The organism is Candidatus Thioglobus sp. (assembly GCF_029243085.1).
GTDB lineage: Bacteria > Pseudomonadota > Gammaproteobacteria > PS1 > Pseudothioglobaceae > Thioglobus_A.
The window spans coordinates 1-16,230 of sequence record NZ_JAQWSS010000065.1 but is presented as its reverse complement, the minus strand read 5'-3'; the positions used below and the strand labels follow the sequence as shown (position 1 = coordinate 16,230).

At 36.9% G+C, this 16,230-nt stretch carries 19 protein-coding genes and 3 tRNA genes; 9 read left to right on the top strand and 13 right to left on the bottom strand.

Going from position 1 to position 16,230, the window contains the following annotated elements; genetic code table 11:
* Window positions 1-136: ANTAR domain-containing protein (locus tag P8M52_RS03695; RefSeq protein ID WP_363320147.1), on the top strand; the 136-nt coding region annotated here is incomplete at its 5' end.
* Window positions 137-147: 11 nt separating this feature from the next.
* Here the strand turns inward: P8M52_RS03695 and tatC are convergent.
* Genes tatC through hisI form a run of 5 tightly spaced genes read right to left on the bottom strand, consistent with a single transcriptional unit; the run spans window position 148 to window position 2,275 of the window.
* A complete protein-coding gene (gene tatC, locus P8M52_RS03690; protein WP_300307492.1) occupies window positions 148-1,047 on the bottom strand; it encodes a twin-arginine translocase subunit TatC in 900 nt (299 codons plus the stop codon).
* A complete protein-coding gene (gene tatB, locus P8M52_RS03685; RefSeq protein ID WP_300307489.1) occupies window positions 1,044-1,331 on the bottom strand; it encodes a Sec-independent protein translocase protein TatB in 288 nt (95 codons plus the stop codon). Before tatB ends, tatC begins: the two co-directional genes overlap by 4 nt.
* A gap of 9 nt (window positions 1,332-1,340) precedes the next feature.
* Complete coding sequence (gene tatA, locus P8M52_RS03680; RefSeq protein ID WP_300307486.1) at window positions 1,341-1,562, bottom strand: twin-arginine translocase TatA/TatE family subunit; 222 nt, start codon at window positions 1,560-1,562, stop codon at window positions 1,341-1,343.
* 22 nt (window positions 1,563-1,584) lie between these two features.
* Window positions 1,585-1,902 (bottom strand): phosphoribosyl-ATP diphosphatase, encoded by a 318-nt coding sequence (locus P8M52_RS03675; protein WP_300307483.1) that lies wholly within the window; start codon window positions 1,900-1,902, stop codon window positions 1,585-1,587.
* Window positions 1,895-2,275, bottom strand: a complete 381-nt coding sequence (gene hisI, locus P8M52_RS03670) for a phosphoribosyl-AMP cyclohydrolase (RefSeq protein ID WP_300307480.1) — start codon at window positions 2,273-2,275, stop codon at window positions 1,895-1,897. The genes P8M52_RS03675 and hisI overlap by 8 nt, the downstream gene beginning before the upstream one ends.
* 55 nt (window positions 2,276-2,330) lie before the next feature.
* Between hisI and P8M52_RS03665 the strand changes: the two genes are divergently transcribed.
* Entirely contained in the window at window positions 2,331-2,807 is a 477-nt protein-coding gene (locus P8M52_RS03665; RefSeq protein ID WP_300307477.1) for a thermonuclease family protein, read from the top strand.
* A 92-nt stretch (window positions 2,808-2,899) separates the two neighbouring features.
* Here P8M52_RS03665 and gorA read toward each other — a convergent pair whose 3' ends face one another.
* From gorA to P8M52_RS03645, 4 genes are all read right to left on the bottom strand, one after another.
* Window positions 2,900-4,231 (bottom strand): glutathione-disulfide reductase, encoded by a 1,332-nt coding sequence (gene gorA, locus P8M52_RS03660; protein ID WP_300307474.1) that lies wholly within the window; start codon window positions 4,229-4,231, stop codon window positions 2,900-2,902.
* A gap of 9 nt (window positions 4,232-4,240) precedes the next feature.
* Complete coding sequence (gene prfB / locus P8M52_RS03655; protein ID WP_300307471.1) at window positions 4,241-5,335, bottom strand: peptide chain release factor 2; 1,095 nt, start codon at window positions 5,333-5,335, stop codon at window positions 4,241-4,243.
* Between the two features lie 70 nt (window positions 5,336-5,405).
* Complete coding sequence (gene rpsO / locus P8M52_RS03650) at window positions 5,406-5,666, bottom strand: 30S ribosomal protein S15 (RefSeq protein ID WP_300307469.1); 261 nt, start codon at window positions 5,664-5,666, stop codon at window positions 5,406-5,408.
* 84 nt (window positions 5,667-5,750) lie between these two features.
* On the bottom strand, window positions 5,751-6,647 hold the full coding sequence (locus tag P8M52_RS03645; RefSeq protein WP_300307466.1) for a lipid A biosynthesis acyltransferase: 897 nt from the start codon (window positions 6,645-6,647) through the stop codon (window positions 5,751-5,753).
* A gap of 13 nt (window positions 6,648-6,660) precedes the next feature.
* Here P8M52_RS03645 and dnaG point away from each other — a divergent pair, with 13 nt between their 5' ends.
* Entirely contained in the window at window positions 6,661-8,496 is a 1,836-nt protein-coding gene (gene dnaG, locus P8M52_RS03640; protein WP_300307461.1) for a DNA primase, read from the top strand.
* Here the strand turns inward: dnaG and P8M52_RS03635 are convergent, their stop codons facing one another.
* From P8M52_RS03635 to mraZ, 3 genes are all read right to left on the bottom strand, one after another.
* A complete protein-coding gene (locus tag P8M52_RS03635) occupies window positions 8,497-10,407 on the bottom strand; it encodes a penicillin-binding protein 2 (protein ID WP_300307459.1) in 1,911 nt (636 codons plus the stop codon). It lies immediately after the preceding gene.
* A gap of 144 nt (window positions 10,408-10,551) precedes the next feature.
* The gene (gene rsmH, locus P8M52_RS03630; RefSeq protein WP_300307456.1) at window positions 10,552-11,475 is read right to left on the bottom strand and encodes a 16S rRNA (cytosine(1402)-N(4))-methyltransferase RsmH; all 924 of its coding nucleotides are present in this window, start codon (window positions 11,473-11,475) and stop codon (window positions 10,552-10,554) included.
* Complete coding sequence (mraZ, locus tag P8M52_RS03625; RefSeq protein WP_300307453.1) at window positions 11,472-11,924, bottom strand: division/cell wall cluster transcriptional repressor MraZ; 453 nt, start codon at window positions 11,922-11,924, stop codon at window positions 11,472-11,474. The genes rsmH and mraZ overlap by 4 nt, the downstream gene beginning before the upstream one ends.
* A 364-nt stretch (window positions 11,925-12,288) precedes the next feature.
* Between mraZ and P8M52_RS03620 the strand changes: the two genes are divergently transcribed.
* On the top strand, window positions 12,289-13,425 hold the full coding sequence (locus tag P8M52_RS03620; protein ID WP_300307450.1) for a quinone-dependent dihydroorotate dehydrogenase: 1,137 nt from the start codon (window positions 12,289-12,291) through the stop codon (window positions 13,423-13,425).
* On the opposite strand, the gene mdh is transcribed toward P8M52_RS03620, so the two are convergent.
* Window positions 13,422-14,354, bottom strand: coding sequence for a malate dehydrogenase (gene mdh, locus P8M52_RS03615; RefSeq protein ID WP_300307496.1), 933 nt, complete (start codon window positions 14,352-14,354; stop codon window positions 13,422-13,424). The genes P8M52_RS03620 and mdh overlap by 4 nt on opposite strands.
* Before the next feature lie 60 nt (window positions 14,355-14,414).
* Here mdh and P8M52_RS03610 point away from each other — a divergent pair, with 60 nt between their 5' ends.
* From P8M52_RS03610 to P8M52_RS03590, 5 genes are all read left to right on the top strand, one after another.
* A complete protein-coding gene (locus P8M52_RS03610) occupies window positions 14,415-15,635 on the top strand; it encodes a malic enzyme-like NAD(P)-binding protein (protein WP_300307447.1) in 1,221 nt (406 codons plus the stop codon).
* Between the two features lie 71 nt (window positions 15,636-15,706).
* A tRNA-Tyr gene (locus P8M52_RS03605) sits at window positions 15,707-15,791 on the top strand.
* Window positions 15,792-15,807: 16 nt separating this feature from the next.
* Window positions 15,808-15,881 (top strand) — tRNA-Gly (locus P8M52_RS03600).
* Window positions 15,882-15,894: 13 nt separating this feature from the next.
* Window positions 15,895-15,970: transfer RNA gene (locus P8M52_RS03595), tRNA-Thr, on the top strand.
* Between the two features lie 34 nt (window positions 15,971-16,004).
* Window positions 16,005-16,230, top strand: a 226-nt coding sequence (locus P8M52_RS03590; RefSeq protein WP_300307444.1) for a GTP-binding protein, incomplete at its 3' end; no start/stop codon positions are given.

Here is a 16,230-nt window from a genome sequence, read left to right as displayed (position 1 = left end):
AGGCTTGTTAATGAAGCATAAAGATATTAACGAAGATGAGGCGTATCAATCATTGCGCAAGATGGCTATGGATAAGAATAAGCGTATTGTTGAGGTGTCTGAAAGTGTTATTAGTGCGTTTGAACTGCTTGGTTAATTAATAACAATTTAAGATTTTTTGTCTGATAGACTGTCATTTTCCAGTTTTTCGAATTCAGCATCGATTTTATCCATTTCAGCGTCAAATTCGTCATCATTCCAATCTTCTTTTTCCTCGTCTTCTTTGGTAGTTTTCTTTGACGGCTGATCGGGATTATTATCTGGATCAATGTCATTTGACTCTGAGTTATTTTCTTTACGTGTAAATAGTGGTGCAAAAATAAGTCCAGCTTCAAATAATAGCCACATTGGAATGGCAATCAAAGTCTGAGAAATAATGTCAGGTGGTGTGAGTAGCATGCCGAGTACGAATGCGCCAATCACAACATAAGGACGATTTTTCTTAAGATTTTCAACTGTGGTAACACCAAACATAATTAAAAGTATGGTGGCAATCGGCACTTCAAACGCCACACCAAAGGCAAAAGATACTTTTAGGACAAAATCTAAGTAATATTGAATATCAGGTGTAAAGTCAACAATACTAGGGCCAATACTTGATAAAAATCCAAAAATGACCGGAAAAACAATATAGAAAGAAAATAGTAGGCCAGCATAAAACAAAATAGTAGAGGAAATCACCAAAGGGACGATCATCTGCTTTTCATGGATATAAAGGGCAGGGGCGATGAATTTCCAAATTTGATATAGTAAATATGGCATTGCAAGATAGACAGCGATAATAAGTGCCATTTTAAGTGGAGTTAAAAAAGGAGATATAACTCCTATAGCAATGATATTGCTTCCCTGCGGGAGTACACTAATTATTGGTGCAGCTATAAAACTATAAACTTCATTAGCAAAAGGAAATAGACTGATAAAGATGACTAATATAGCTACGACTGAGCGCAATAGAACGTCACGTAGTTCAACCAAATGTTGAACAAAAGTCATTTCTTTAGGAGTCATGATTTTTTGTTATTGACATCATTTTTAATGTCATTGATTGTGCCTTTAGCTTCGTCAAATATTTCAACAATATTTGACTCCTTGTCCATGGTATTGAGTTGATCTTTCAGTTTATCAACCTCAAGCTCCTCGCTAACATCATCTTGAATTTTGGCAATAAATCGTTTAGCCTTACCTGCATATCGCCCAGCTGCTCTAGCGATACTAGGCATGCGTTCGGGACCCACAATAATAAGGGTAATAACACCAATTAGGGCAAATTCCCAAAAGCCAACATCAAACATTATCTGACTTTATTTTTTATCTGTTGCTTTATCTTTGTTGTCATCAACAACTTTTGCTTCAATGATTTCATCCTTATCGTCTAGCTTGTTGTTTTCACCATCTTTCATTGATTTTTTAAAACCTTTGATGGCGTTACCTAAGTCCCCACCAATATTCTTTAAGCGTTTACCACCAAAAAGTACTAATACGATTACTAATATAATAATTAGTTCAAAAGGTCCTGGCATCATAATTCTCTCCTACTGTTTTGTTTTATTTGTTTCTATTGGCTTTTTCTTCTAACCCCGACAAGCCAAAGCGTCTGGATAATTCTTGCTCTATTTTATCCATGTTTATATTCTTGTGTCGCAGTAATACCATCGTATGAAACCATAAATCTGTAACTTCATAGATAATTTTGTTTTTATCATCATCCTTTGTAGCCATAATGACTTCTGCAGACTCTTCACCGATTTTTTTTAAAATCTCGTCAGTGCCTTTTTGATATAAAGATGATACATAAGAGTTGTCAGCATTGGCGTTTTTGCGCTGCTCTAATATTTCTTCTAGCTGTTTAAAAATATTATCCATATATATCCTTTGGGTCTTTTATGACATCTTTTGTTGAATGCCATTTGTCATCGTTTAACTTGTGAAAGAAGCATGAAGCACGGCCAGTATGACAAGCAATACCACCGATTTGTTTAATTTTGAGTAGAATAACATCTTGATCACAGTCGCTATAAATTTCTTTAATAACTTGTGTATGACCCGACTCTTCACCTTTGAACCAAAGTTTTTTTCTAGAACGTGAATAATACACTGCCTGTTGTTTTTCAATAGTTAGTGTTAATGCCTCTTTATTCATCCATGCAAACATAAGAATTTCACCAGTTTTATAATCTTGTGAAATGGCAGGAATTAGACCCTGGTCGTCAAATTTTACTTGCGCTAATGCGTTCATAGGCCGTGTTAATGATCAGCTAAAATGATTAATTTTACCGCCACTATAACAATAGATGAAATTATTTATTTTTAGCTTGTTTGTTTCTCTCAATGTGCTTGCCACTATTAATCATTTTTCATTAGATAGCCATAAATCATTTTATATTGTTGATGGAGATAGTATTAGTTTGCAAATGCGTATTGCAGGCATTGATACTCCAGAATTAAATCAAACGTGCCGAAAATATGTTGATCAAATAATTGATTGTGGTCAGTTATCTAAGCGATATTTACATAAACTACTTAAAAGCTTACCAGGAGAGCTGGTTATTTTGCCTGTTGGCATTGATAATTACCAGCGTATCTTGGTGCGTGTATATAAAGGCGAAGTTAATGTTGGTAAGCGGATGATTGAATCAGGCATGGCTTTTTCTTACAAAGATACCTACAAACAAGAGGAGAAAGTTGCCCGAACTGAAAAAATCGGTTTTTGGGGTTTTGATACGCTCCCAGTTAAACCATATAAATGGCGAAAATTAAACAAGCGTTAATTTTTATCTTTGTTTGGATAGAGGTCTTTTATATATAAGTAGTGCACTAAATTTGCACTACGATTATATGGGTAGTATAAGTTCAACAATGTTTAACGCATGGTTACCAACTCTTCTGCACTACTTGGATGAATCGCGACTGTATTATCAAATTGCTCTTTGGTGGCACCCATCTTGATTGCTACCGCAAAGCCTTGTAGCATCTCATCAGCACCATGCCCCATAATATGACAGCCAACTACTTTTTCGTCATCGCCTGCGCATACTAATTTAAGCGCTGTAGTGGTCTTGTGATCTAATAGTGCATCTGACATTGGTGTAAACTCTGATTTATAGATCTTTACCTTGTCAAATTTTTTGTTAGCCTCATCTTCGGTTAATCCAATGGTGCCAATCGGTGGATGAGAAAAAACGACTGTCGCAATATTGTCATAATTTAAGTGCCTATCACTCATATTATTATATAAGCGATCAGAAAGTCGTCTTCCAGCAGCAATAGCAACTGGCGTCAATGGTGTGCGACCAGTCGCATCACCTAGGGCAAATACATTGTCAATATTAGTCACCTGAAATTTATCAGTTGGAATAAAGCCGTGTTTATTGTAAACGATGCCAGCGTCATCTAACCCTAGGTCTTGAGTCATTGGCTTGCGGCCAACTGCCCAAATTATTGTGTCAAATTCACCAAATTCACCTTTATTTGTGTGAATAACTTTATTAGATGTAATAGACTGAATTTGAGTATCTGTATGAATTTCAATACCGTGATTTGTGTAGTCCTTAATCAGTGTATTTTGTATTGTTGAGTCAAAACCAGTAAGTAGTGTATCAGCCATTTCAAACAATTCAACCTTTGACCCTAGTGCATTTAATACGCCTGCAAGTTCAACGCCGATGTAGCCACCACCAATAACTGCAACTTTCTCTGGTAGCTCTTCTAGCTCAAAGAATCCATCAGAGGTAATACCTTGTTCACTACCCTTAATTGGCGGAACAAATGGCTCTCCGCCAGGAGATAGAACAATATGATCTGCTGTATATTGTTTTCCATCAACTGCAACAGTGTTTTTATCAACAAGCTTACCGAAGCCATGAATATAGTCTATTCCTAAATCTTCTAGGTAGCCATCGTACCAAGTGGTTATACCATTAATATAATTATCGCGACCTTTCTTAAGCTTTTTCCAAGAGAAGCTTTTAAGATCTACGTCAAAGCCAAAGCCTTTGGCACTGTTAATCTGTGTAGCGGTATTAGCGGCGAACCACATTACTTTTTTGGGAACGCAACCTACATTAACACAAGTGCCACCAATGGTTTTAACCTCAATCACGGCACATTTTTTACCGTATTCCGAAGCCCTTTCTACAGCTGATAAGCCGCCAGATCCAGCGCCAATTGCGATCATGTCATAATGTGTTGTCATAATATTCTCCTAATGGCCAGCTTTGAGGCTAGCTTCAATAAATTTATCTAAGTTTCCGTCAAGTACATCGCCTGTATTGGTTGATTCAACACCGGTACGTAAGTCTTTAATTCGTGATTGGTCAAGCACGTATGAGCGAATCTGATGCCCCCAACCAATATCTGATTTTGCATCTTCTAATTCTTGATTCTCACTATTGCGCTTTTGCATTTCTAGCTCATACAATTTTGATTTTAATTGTTTCATGGCTTGATCTTTGTTGGCATGTTGCGATCTGCCGTCTTGACATTGAACAACCGTATTGGTTGGTAAGTGAGTAATACGTACGGCAGAATCTGTTTTGTTAACATGCTGACCACCAGCGCCACTAGCACGGTAGGTGTCGATACGTATGTCTGTTTTATTGATTTCAATATCAATATTGTCATCTACCTCAGGGGAAACAAATACCGAGCAAAATGAGGTGTGACGCTTACCATTGGCATTAAAAGGAGATTTTCTAACCAACCGATGGATGCCGATTTCACTCCGAAGCCAACCATAAGCGTATTCACCTTGCATATGAATGGTTGCAGATTTGATGCCGGCCACTTCACCTGCAGAAGCCTCCATTAGTGTTACTTTAAATTTGTGCTTCTCTCCCCAGCGTAGATACATGCGTAATACCATTTCTGCCCAATCTTGAGCTTCTGTACCACCCGATCCTGATTGTATGTCTAAATAAGCTGAATTAGCATCTAAATCGCCGCTAAACATGCGTTCAAATTCTAGTCTCGCAATTGACTCTTCGACAGAGTTAAGATCATCTTTGACGCCATCAGCTGTCTCTTCATCGTTTTCGCTTTGAGCCATTTCAAGTAATTCGCTAGCAGCAGATAGAATATTGTCAGCCTGTATAAAAGTTTGGCAAACGTTTTCCAGTGTTGTTTTTTCTCGGCTTAATGCTTGCGCCACTTCCGGATTTGACCAAATATCTGGATTTTCCATTTCAAGTAACACTTCTTCTAAGCGACCTTGTTTTTCTTCGAGCCGAAGGTGAGCAGCCAGAATTTTTGAACGATCCAATAAATCGTCAATTTTTTGATAAGTGGGTGAAAGCTCCATGTGGCTAATTTTACTATTGAGTGGACATAAAAAAAGCCCCAAAAAGGGGCTTTTATGAAAATAAATTAAATTATTTTCTAAGACCTAGGCGTGAAATCAAATCAGAGTATGCATTCACATTTGTGCCTCTAAGGTAAGTTAGTAATTTTTTACGTTGAGAAACTAAACGTAAAAGACCTCTTCTTGAGTGATGGTCTTTTTTGTGCGTTTGAAAATGCTCAGTTAAATGTTTAATGCGAGCAGTTAATAAAGCGACTTGCACATTAGTAGAGCCTGTGTCGCCATCTGTAGTTTGGTATTCTTTGATAATTGCTTGTGTATCAATTGACATAATAAATAATTTTGAAACTGAAAATAATAAAGGGTGAATTATACGCTAATTTGATTAATTGTTCCAATAGTTCATGTAAATAAGTTAATAAAATTCACCTTCACCTTCTGGGCGAGTTTTAAAGCGCCTGTGAATCCATAGGTATTGTTCTGGATGTTGTAATATCTGAGCTTCTAAGATTTTGTTAGTGATACTTGCACTAATAGCAGGATCATTATCAGGGTAGTTTTCAATTGGATTTTGAAATTCCATTCGGTAACCAGATTCAGTCCTAACAAAAAAGTAAGGTATGACAACGGTATTGTCACCTTTAGCAATGCGTGCAGTAGCAGACACAGTTGCTGTTTGAATATTAAAAAAAGGCGCAAAGACACACCTCTCGGGTCCTAAATCTTGATCTGGCGCATACCAAATAGGCAATTTATTTTTAATGGCTTTGAGCATAGATCTTGTATCCTTAGTTTTGATCATAACAGCGCCATTATTAACAAACCCTTTTCGCATGACTTCATCAAATAAAATATTATTTTGTGGTCGATATATATTAGCAATATTGTGCTTTAATAATAACGCTCTTGAACCGAGCATTAGTGGCATAAAGTGTGCGGCAAGCAAAATGACACTTTGATCGTTGTTTAGTGCATTGGTGAGATGATGCTCATTTTTAATTTTGAGCATAGATTCAACTTTGTTATTCGTAGCGAAATAGGCGTTTGCAGTTTCAAAAATAGAAATACCAATTGCTTTAAAATTTTGCTTAACCAATTCTTCAACTTCGGATTTTGTCTTGTTAGGAAAACATCTAGAAATATTAGTAAAAGCAATATTTCGAAATCGATTAAGCAAAGAGTATAGTAATTTTCCAATAATTCCACCTAACAAAACCTGAGCTTTAAAAGGGAGTTTGGCGCCTAGCCTCATTAAACCGATGAGTAGCCAAGTAGGTAGAAATTTAGGATGATAAAATTTTTGATTATTCATTAAAATACAGTTTATGCCTTATATTAGTCAGAGCTTTATTGATGATCTCCCTAATCAAATTGATCTTGTTGATTTGGTTAATAAACGCGTACCACTTAAAAAAACTGGCAGTGATTATCGCGCTCCTTGCCCATTTCATGGCGGTAAAAATAGCAATTTTTCGGTTAATGTGCATAAGCAATTTTATCACTGTTTTAAGTGTGGTGAGAGTGGTGGTGCTATTAGTTTTATTCAAAAATTTGATAACTTAAATTTTGTTGAAGCAATTGAAACGATTGCTAGTGAGTTTGGATTGGCAATTGAATATGATTCTAATTCAAAGCCTATTGATCCAAGACTCGAGCGTTATCGAGTCTTATCTAAAAAAGTGGGTGAATTTTATATTGCTCAATTGCGAAATTCACCAGCTAAAGATAAAGCGGTAACGTATGCTAAAGCTAGAGGAATTAGTGGCGTTATTGCTAAGCGTTTTGAATTGGGTTTTGCGCCACCAAGCAATAAAGACTTATTGCTTCATTTCGAAAATAGTGAGCAAGACATTCTCGATTTAAAAACACTTGGATTGATCAAAGAAGGTCAGTATGGTGATTACGATTTTTTTCGCGATCGCTTAATGTTCCCAATACACAATGCCAAAGGCGATATTATTGCTTTTGGCGGTAGGGCGTTTGAGCGTGATATTAAGGCTAAATATCTAAATTCATCGGAAAGTACTATTTTTTCAAAATCTAGAGAACTGTACGGTCTACATCATGCTCGAAAATATTCAAGGTCTATTAATCACATCTTGGTTGTTGAAGGTTATATGGATGTAGTAGCCCTCCATCAAGCAGGCATTACTAACGTTGTTGCAACTTTGGGTACAGCAACGACATCAGAGCATTTACAGATATTAATGCGTACCACCAATGTTGTTGTGTTTTGTTTTGATGGCGATGAGGCAGGCCGAGCAGCTGCGTGGAAGGCGTTAAAAATCACATTGCCAATGATTAAAGCCGGCATAACATTTAAATTTTTATTTTTACCAGATGGTGAAGATCCTGATACTTTAGTTAAAAAAGAGTCTACTAAAGCGTTTGAACAGCGTATAGATAAAGCACAACCTTTATCTAAATTTTTGTTTGATCACATCAAGTCTGAAGTTGATTTTGATACAATTGAAGGGAAAACACTATTTTTAGAAAAAGTGGCTGTTTTAATTAAATCGATTAATTATGAAATTTACCAGCAACAATTAATAGAAGGGTTGGCCCAAATAGTTGGTCAAAGTATTGAGCAAGTTTTACTTATTTTTAATGATAAACAGTCTCAATCTCAAGGGTCAAGTCAGGTTCAAGAGCAACCGCCCGTCTATTTTGATATAGAGTCAGAGTATGCGGAAAATAGAGATATGGATTTTTCTGAATTCTCCGAATATTCTCAGGTTGAAACGACTCCTGTAGTTATGCGCGCAAATATAAAAGCGCTAATGGCTAAAATGATTACATTGGTGCTTAACTACCCTGTTTTGGCTGACGCAACTGTCGAGGTTAGAGTTAGGAATATCGAAAACTCACAAGTATTATTAGAATTAATTCGATCAGCACAAATAGATGTTGACACCTCTCAGGCAGATCTAATCAAACCCTTTCAAAGTCAGCAAGGTATTTTTAACCGATTAAATCAGTTATGCACACTTGAGCCGTTTTTAAGCGAATCTCAAGCCCGAGAAGAATTTTTGTTTATTTTAAATACGATAGAAAAGCAGCAGAGTGGTGAGAAGTTAAAAACCTCTATTCACCAAGCGCATACATTAGAAGAACAGCAAAAAATCATGCAAGGTATTCTTAAAAATAAACTAAAGAGTTAATTATTTTGAATTTAGCTTGATGGAACTGTCGTTGGTTAGAATGCCGCTCATGGCATCATGAAAGACCATAGCCGCCGTGTTTGATCCTTGGCATTTGATGTTCACACTAGAGTCCCAACTTGCTGGACATTTCTTAGGATAGTCTAGTCTGACGGCCATGATATATTTTGGATTTTTTACAGGCACAAAACCTGTAAAAAAAGTGCGTTTAGCGCCTTTTTTATTATATTTTCCATCGACAAGCATTTCGGCAGTACCAGTCTTTCCAGCAATATCATAGCCTTTAATTATTGCCCGGTAGCCAGAGCCGTCATCAGATGCAACTGAATCTAATAATTCAGCAATTTTATCTGTAGATTTTTTACTAAAAACTTTTTCAGTAGACTCGTATGCACTTATATTTTTAACTAATTTTAGAGGGGGGATAGAGCCTTCATTAGCAAAAACTAGATAAGCTCTAGCAAGTTGAGCAAGATTTGTATTCATAGGTCCATATCCATATGAAAGTGCACGTTTATCACTTAACGACCACTCATAAGAATGTCTTAATAAACCGGAGTTTTCAATACTGGGGATTAATCCTAATGGATGGCCAAAACCAAGTTGACTCCATGTGTGATACATATCTTCCTTGCTAAGTCGTTCAGAAACATTTACTGTGCCAAGATTATGTGACTTTTGGAGAATTTTCTTAATCGTAATTGCATCTCCATATCTTCTAACTTCTTTATTGGATTTAATATGACCAATTGATTTGCTAACATCTATGAGCTCATCATCTGTTGCAGTAATCTTGTTTTGCTCAAGTGCTAACAACATGGTGAACGGCTTCATGGTCGATCCTGGCTCAACTTTGTCAGACAATATCCGATTTCGATAATGACTTGGATTATAAACGCTCTTGTCATTTGGGTCATCAGCTGGATAATTGGCCATAGCCAATATCTCTCCATTTGGCGCCAATATAATGGCTGAACCTGAGTCTGCATCATGCTTTAAAACGGATTTTTTAATTGCTGCATATGCATGGTATTGAATATCAGTATCAATGGTCAATTCGATATCTCCACCATGGCGTAATTCATGTTCAATTTGAGGGTTGAAGTAGGCTTTATTGTGATTATTGATATAGTTTAAGTGTGACTTACCATTTTTGCCAGCTAGGACATTTTCAAATTCACCTTCAATGCCAGATCTACCTTTATTTGTCGAATTAACACGCCCTAATAGTGGCGCCAAGGATGCTGATTTTGGGTAGTAACGCTGACTATCCTGTTGTATATCAAATGCAAAACGCCCGATTCTTTCTTTCTTGCATCGAGTTATTATTTTTTTCTCACCTGTAACAGACTGCCAATGTATTTTATTAAGAATTTTATCGATCAGACTAATCTTTTCTCTAATTTCCCTATCTCTGCACACTTCTATTCGTAGTTTTCTTAAAGATTTAAGACGGTCCAAAATTGGATCGGTGAGTGTTATATTTTTTTTAATGGGTAGATACTGTGACTTGATTTTTCTTTTTTTAGCTAAAAGATCACTTAGTTTTTTTTCATCCATTGCTAGTGCTTCAGCCAGTTTAGGGATAAAGGCCGTATGAATTAAGCTAGGATCTAATATGATTTTTTTTAATAATCTTGAACTGGCTAAGATATTGCCATGCCGATCCAATACATCTCCTCTTCTTGCCTCTATGATTTGTTTTTTATTAGCCTGTTTCTGAGCCCTATCTTGAATAGAGTATTTCTGATTGTCATATGTAGATATTGAAGTGGCATGGTAAGAGAACAGCGCAAATAGACTAACAAAAACAAATTTAACAAAACCCTGTCGGCGCCAATGCCCCTGTACCTGAACAAATTTAAGTAACTGTATCTTTTTAAATACTGTGTTAAGCCGTGATATTTTCATAGCTTAACCTTAATTTGATAGAATTTTTAGTCTCATCTGCACCCACTTTATTGCTGTTTGGATTGTTTAAGGTTGTTTTTTGTTTTATGATTGCTCATTGACGCAGATTACTCATTTAAAAGTTATAGTATCACACGGATATTGCTAATTTTTACTAGCAACTCGCAAGATAGCACTGCGAGAACGCTTATTATGTGTAACTTCTTCCTTGCTGGCGAATTTTTTGCCCAAATCAGTAAAAGGTGTTTTTTCTAGTGCTTGATCAAATACTGGTAACCCTTTAGGCAGGGTTTTTTGCCGTGAGTTTTTTTGAATAAAGCGCTTTACAATTCGATCTTCTATTGAATGAAAGCTAATAATAGAAAGGCGACCATTAGTGGCTAGTATCTGTTTTGAATTTTCAAGCGTTTCTGTCAATTGCTTTAATTCTTGATTGATATAAATGCGTATCGCTTGAAATGTTCGTGTTGCTGGATGTTTTTTCTTTTGTCCTCTTACCACCTCACTGACAATATTGGCTAATTGTAGTGTGGTTTCTAGTGGCTGTTGAAGTTGAAATTTCTTGATTCGTGAGGCGATATGGCGCGATTTTTTTTCATCACCAAATTGATATATTACATTTGCTATGTCTTCTTCATTGGCTTGCGCTAACCATTGTGCAGCGCTCAACCCTATCGTTTGATTCATGCGCATGTCTAAGGGGCCATCTGCATTAAAACTAAAGCCTCTATCAGCATTATCGAGTTGTGGAGAAGATACGCCTAGATCCATTAGAATACCATTGATTTTCCCGCTTAAGCCCATCTCGTTTATTACCACATGCATTTGCGAAAAAGGACTGTGTATCAATGTCAAACGAGAATCATTGAATTTTTCTTTGGCATAGTTAATGGCGCTTAAATCCTGATCAAACGCTATAAGCTGAGCCTGATCACCCAGTTGGTCTAATATTCCTTGAGAATGGCCGCCACGACCAAAGGTTGCGTCAATATAAATACCATCATTGATTAGGTTTAACGCATCAATTGACTCATTAAACATCACAGATTGGTGATGATTAGAAATCATAATGATAGTTGAGCAACCTCAGCGGGAATCTCTTCTTTTTTGCTTAATGCATCTAAATTGCTAAGCTGTTGATTCCAATTATCTTCATCCCATAATTCAAAATTATTACCCTGACCACTCATCACAATTTTTTTACCAATTTTTGCATAGTCTCTTAGGGCGCCAGGGATAAGAATTCGAGCTGCTTTATCTAGCTCACAATCTGTGGCATGGCCAATGAGTTTTCGTTTTAAACGTTTGGTGTGTATATTTAAAGATGGCAATGTGCTAACTTTCTGCTCTAGTAGTTGCCACTCTTTTAAAGGATATAGCAATAAACAGTTGTCATCAGGGTGGATGCTTAACACCATCTGTCCTTCGCAAATTTCATTAATTTGCGTTTGATGGCGTGTAGGGACTTTTATTCGTCCTTTTGCATCAACACTGAGATTGTGTACCCCTCTAAACATGTTAACTCAATATTAAACAATAGTTGCAAACCCTAATGATAGGATAACTGCTGCCGATGCGTAGATAAAAGTTTGTAGTAAAGCTTCCATATTTCTCTCCCTAAAGTTGATAGATATTCATTTTTTTATAACTCCCCTCAAGTAGTTACAAATAAACATTATATACCACTTAAAACCACTTTTACCCACTATTATAAAAATATATGCAGATGCTTTAAATGACGATTAATCCCTATTGTATTAGTGGTTGCTGTGTATAAAAGTTACATTTATTGGTGTTATAGATTAAATTTTAAGAATTATTATTATTTCTATTTATGGAGTGCTATTATGTAGTTATAAATCCCAATAATTGGAGGTTGTTATGAAATTAATATACTCAATAAGAGCGAGTATTAATTATTTGGTTTACCGGATAATTATTAGGCCGCTTATTTTTTTATGGGAAGCAGAGTATGCCCATAATCAACTCAAGAGGTTTGGATCGATTGTGTCAAGTAGTGTATTTGGTAGATTTGTACTCAAGTCTTTGTTCTATTTTCAGCATAAAAGTCTTAATACGACAGTTGATGGCATTACCTATAATAATCCCATTGGTCTTTCTGCAGGATTTGACAAGGATGGAGAGCTTACTGACACCTATCCATTGATTGGTTTTGGTTTTGCTGAGTTGGGATCTTTTACAGGTGATGTATGTCCAGGAAATCCTGGAGTAGGTAGGCGTTTATTTCGATTGGTTAAATCTAAATCAATTTTAGTCTGGTACGGCCTTAATAACCAAGGTGCCCAATCTATTGCTAAAAGATTAAAAGGTAAAAAATTTAAGATACCTATTGGTATTAGCGCTGCCAAAACTAACAATGCTGCGAGTTTTGATTTGCAAGATTCGATTGACGATTATTTAAAAACAGTCAATGCATTTACGGATATTGGTCATTATTACACCATTAATATTTCTTGCCCAAACACCCAAGATGGCGAGCCTTTTGTTGATCAAAAAAATTTAGATGAATTGCTTAGTGCACTAGATAAGACCAAACAAGAATGTAAACCAGTTTATATAAAAATGGCGGCTGATTTAGAGATAAATGAAATTAACACCATTGTTGATGCTTGCTTAAAACACAAAATTGACGGCTTGGTGCTCACCAACTTAACCAAACCATCAATGAGTGACGAGTATCTTAAAGATGAGTTGACGTTTGACAAGGGCGCGCTGAGTGGCTTACCGGTACAGAGAATTTCAACTAATGTAATTCGTCATGTCTACCAAAGAACCCGAGGAAAAATAACCATTATAGGTGTGGGGGGTGTCTTTAACGCAGAAGATGCTTATGAGAAGATCACTTCTGGTGCAAATCTTATTGAAATGATTACAGGTATGATCTTTGAAGGTCCACAGGTGGTTGGCGAAATTAATCGCGGACTGGTTGAGCTTCTTAAAAAAGACGGCTTTACTTCAATCGAGGAAGCAGTAGGGTCACGCAATCCATTACTTTAATGTTTAATTGCTTGAATTAAGTTTTTAATGGTTTTAACTGAAGTGTTGAAAGATTCTTGCTCCGTGGCCGTAAAATCCAACTCTACAATTTTTTCAATGCCATGCTTGCCTAATACAACTGGTACGCCAATAGCAATATTATCTTGTCCGTATTCCCCATCAAGTATACTGATACAAGGCAATAATCGGTGTTTATTTTGAACAATCGACTCAACCATCATTGCAACGGCAGCACCTGGCGCGTCATAGGCACTGGATTTTTGCTTGAGATTTAAAATTTCAGCGCCACCATCACGTGTACGCTGCACAATATGATCGATAGTTTTTTGATCTAATAAATGTTCAATTGAGATTCCGCTAACAGTCGTAAATCTTGGCAAAGGTACCATGGTGTCACCATGCCCACCAAGTACCATGGCCTGAATATCGTTAATGGAGTAATTAGTTTCCATGGCAATAAAACTAGACATTCTCATTGAATCTAAAACACCCGCTTGACCTATGATTCGATTACGTGGCCAGTTGGATTTTTTACTGGCATAGTAAGTGAGTACATCCACCGGGTTAGAGACAACAATTACATAGGCGTCAGGTGCATATTCAATAATACCATTCATGATATCGTCAATAATTTTAAGATTGACTGACATTACGTCAGCTCTATTCATGCCTGGTTTTCGTGGAGAGCCTGCAGTAATAATAACAATGCTAGAATCTTTGATGTTCGATATATTGCCACTTCCAGTCAATTTAGTATCAAACTGATGAACACTAGCAGTCTCTTGAATATCAAGCGCAATACCCTTGGTACGTCGCTCATCACGACCAATTAGCGCAATGCATTCAGTAAGTTTTTTAATGGCAAGAATTTGAGCGACACTTTCTCCAACTCGTCCAGCACCCACAATACTGATTTTATTAACCATAATAACTTCCAATTAATACTTATATAATATCAACCTTATCTTGAATACAATATTAACCCAAAAATGAGCAAAGAGTTTCACAAATTAGCCTTAGATTATCACAAGGGCGAGCGCCCCGGAAAAATACAAGTATCTTCACACAAGGCACTCGATACCCATCACGATTTATCTTTAGCATACACACCTGGTGTGGCAGCACCTGTTAGAGAGATTGCCAAGAATCCAGAGCTGGTATATGACTATACAATTAAGGGTAATTTGGTGGCTGTTATCTCTGACGGTTCGGCGGTATTAGGCTTGGGCAATGTTGGGCCGTTGGCAGCAAAACCAGTAATGGAAGGTAAGGGCGTGCTGTTTAAGCAATTTGCTGATATTGATGTTTTTAATATTGAAGTTGATACCCAAGATGTCGATGAATTTGTGCAAACGGTTAAAAATATTGCGCCAACATTTGGAGGAATTAACCTGGAAGATATTTCCGCACCCCGATGTTTTGAGATTGAACAGAGACTGATTAAGGATTTAGATATTCCGGTTTTTCATGATGATCAACATGGTACTGCTATTATTATTGCAGCAGGACTTTTAAATGCGTTAGAAATTCAAGGCAAGGAGCCTGAAACTGCAAAATTAACTTGTTTAGGGGCGGGTGCGGCTGGTATTGCTACACTTGATTTGCTATGCGAACTTGGATTTAAAAAATCAAATATTTTATTGGTGGATTCAAAAGGAGTTATAAATAATTCTCGTCAAGGGCTAAGCCGAGAAAAGCAAGATTACATTTCAAAAACTGACAAAACAACGTTAGCTGATGCAATGCAAGAGTGTGATATATTTGTTGGCGTGGCTTCTGCCAACTTAGTGTCACAAGACATGGTAAGGTCTATGGCTGACAATCCAATTGTATTTGCCTTGTCCAATCCAGATCCTGAAATTTCACCTGCCCAGGCCAATGCAGTTCGTGATGATTTGATTATGGCTACAGGCCGTAGTGACTATCCAAATCAAGTTAATAACGTTCTAGGCTTTCCATTTATTTTTCGTGGCGCATTAGATGCTAAAGCCAGCGAAATTAATATAGAGATGAAAATTGCGGCAGTTCACGCTCTTAAAGAACTGGCAAAATTAGAAGTTCCAGAAGATGTTTTACAAGCTTATAACGTCGACTCAATCAGCTTTGGTAAAGATTATATTATTCCAAAACCATTTGATAAAAGGCTCATCGATATTGTCCCAAAAGCAGTTTACGACGCAGCAATTTCAAGTGGCGTGTCTAGATTATAGAAAAAACTAATAAAACATCAAATTAAGTCTTGCAAAGGCTAATTACCTATGGGATAATTCAAGATTGTTTCGGTGAGATTTACGAGTGGTTAAAGTATGTGGATTGTAAATCCATCGCCTCTGGCTTCGAAGGTTCGAATCCTTCTCTCACCACCATAAACAAAAAGATTTTGCGGGTATCGTATATTGGTATTACCTTGGCCTTCCAAGCCAATGAGACGAGTTCGATTCTCGTTACCCGCTCCAAGTGCAAGGTTGTGCTCACCTAGCTCAGTCGGTAGAGCACTTCCTTGGTAAGGAAGAGGTCGGCGGTTCAAATCCGCTGGTGAGCTCCAGTAATTAAATGTTCTAAACAAAGAGGAAGATAAAATGTCAAAAGAAAAATTTGAAAGAACCAAACCCCATGTAAACGTTGGCACAATTGGCCATGTTGACCATGGTAAAACAACATTAACTGCTGCAATGACTAAAGTAATGGCTGAAGCTCAAGGTGGTGAATTTAAAGATTATGCAGATATCGACAATGCTCCTGAAGAAAGAGAGCGCGGTATTACAATCTCAACAGCACACGTTGAATACGAAACTAACACTCGTC

What these genes read in the sequence shown, in the direction of transcription:
- tatC (WP_300307492.1), bottom strand. Translation starts at nt 1,047, where the DNA reads ATGACTCCTAAAGAAATGACTTTTGTTCAACATTTGGTTGAACTACGT.
- rpsO (WP_300307469.1), bottom strand. Translation starts at nt 5,666, where the DNA reads ATGTCAATTGATACACAAGCAATTATCAAAGAATACCAAACTACAGAT.
- rsmH (WP_300307456.1), bottom strand. Translation starts at nt 11,475, where the DNA reads ATGATTTCTAATCATCACCAATCTGTGATGTTTAATGAGTCAATTGAT.
- gorA (WP_300307474.1), bottom strand. Translation starts at nt 4,231, where the DNA reads ATGACAACACATTATGACATGATCGCAATTGGCGCTGGATCTGGCGGC.
- P8M52_RS03645 (WP_300307466.1), bottom strand. Translation starts at nt 6,647, where the DNA reads ATGAATAATCAAAAATTTTATCATCCTAAATTTCTACCTACTTGGCTA.
- P8M52_RS03610 (WP_300307447.1), top strand. Translation starts at nt 14,415, where the DNA reads ATGAGCAAAGAGTTTCACAAATTAGCCTTAGATTATCACAAGGGCGAG.
- dnaG (WP_300307461.1), top strand. Translation starts at nt 6,661, where the DNA reads ATGCCTTATATTAGTCAGAGCTTTATTGATGATCTCCCTAATCAAATT.
- tatA (WP_300307486.1), bottom strand. Translation starts at nt 1,562, where the DNA reads ATGATGCCAGGACCTTTTGAACTAATTATTATATTAGTAATCGTATTA.
- P8M52_RS03665 (WP_300307477.1), top strand. Translation starts at nt 2,331, where the DNA reads ATGAAATTATTTATTTTTAGCTTGTTTGTTTCTCTCAATGTGCTTGCC.
- P8M52_RS03620 (WP_300307450.1), top strand. Translation starts at nt 12,289, where the DNA reads ATGAAATTAATATACTCAATAAGAGCGAGTATTAATTATTTGGTTTAC.
- mraZ (WP_300307453.1), bottom strand. Translation starts at nt 11,924, where the DNA reads ATGTTTAGAGGGGTACACAATCTCAGTGTTGATGCAAAAGGACGAATA.
- P8M52_RS03635 (WP_300307459.1), bottom strand. Translation starts at nt 10,407, where the DNA reads ATGAAAATATCACGGCTTAACACAGTATTTAAAAAGATACAGTTACTT.
- tatB (WP_300307489.1), bottom strand. Translation starts at nt 1,331, where the DNA reads ATGTTTGATGTTGGCTTTTGGGAATTTGCCCTAATTGGTGTTATTACC.
- P8M52_RS03675 (WP_300307483.1), bottom strand. Translation starts at nt 1,902, where the DNA reads ATGGATAATATTTTTAAACAGCTAGAAGAAATATTAGAGCAGCGCAAA.
- prfB (WP_300307471.1), bottom strand. Translation starts at nt 5,335, where the DNA reads ATGGAGCTTTCACCCACTTATCAAAAAATTGACGATTTATTGGATCGT.
- hisI (WP_300307480.1), bottom strand. Translation starts at nt 2,275, where the DNA reads ATGAACGCATTAGCGCAAGTAAAATTTGACGACCAGGGTCTAATTCCT.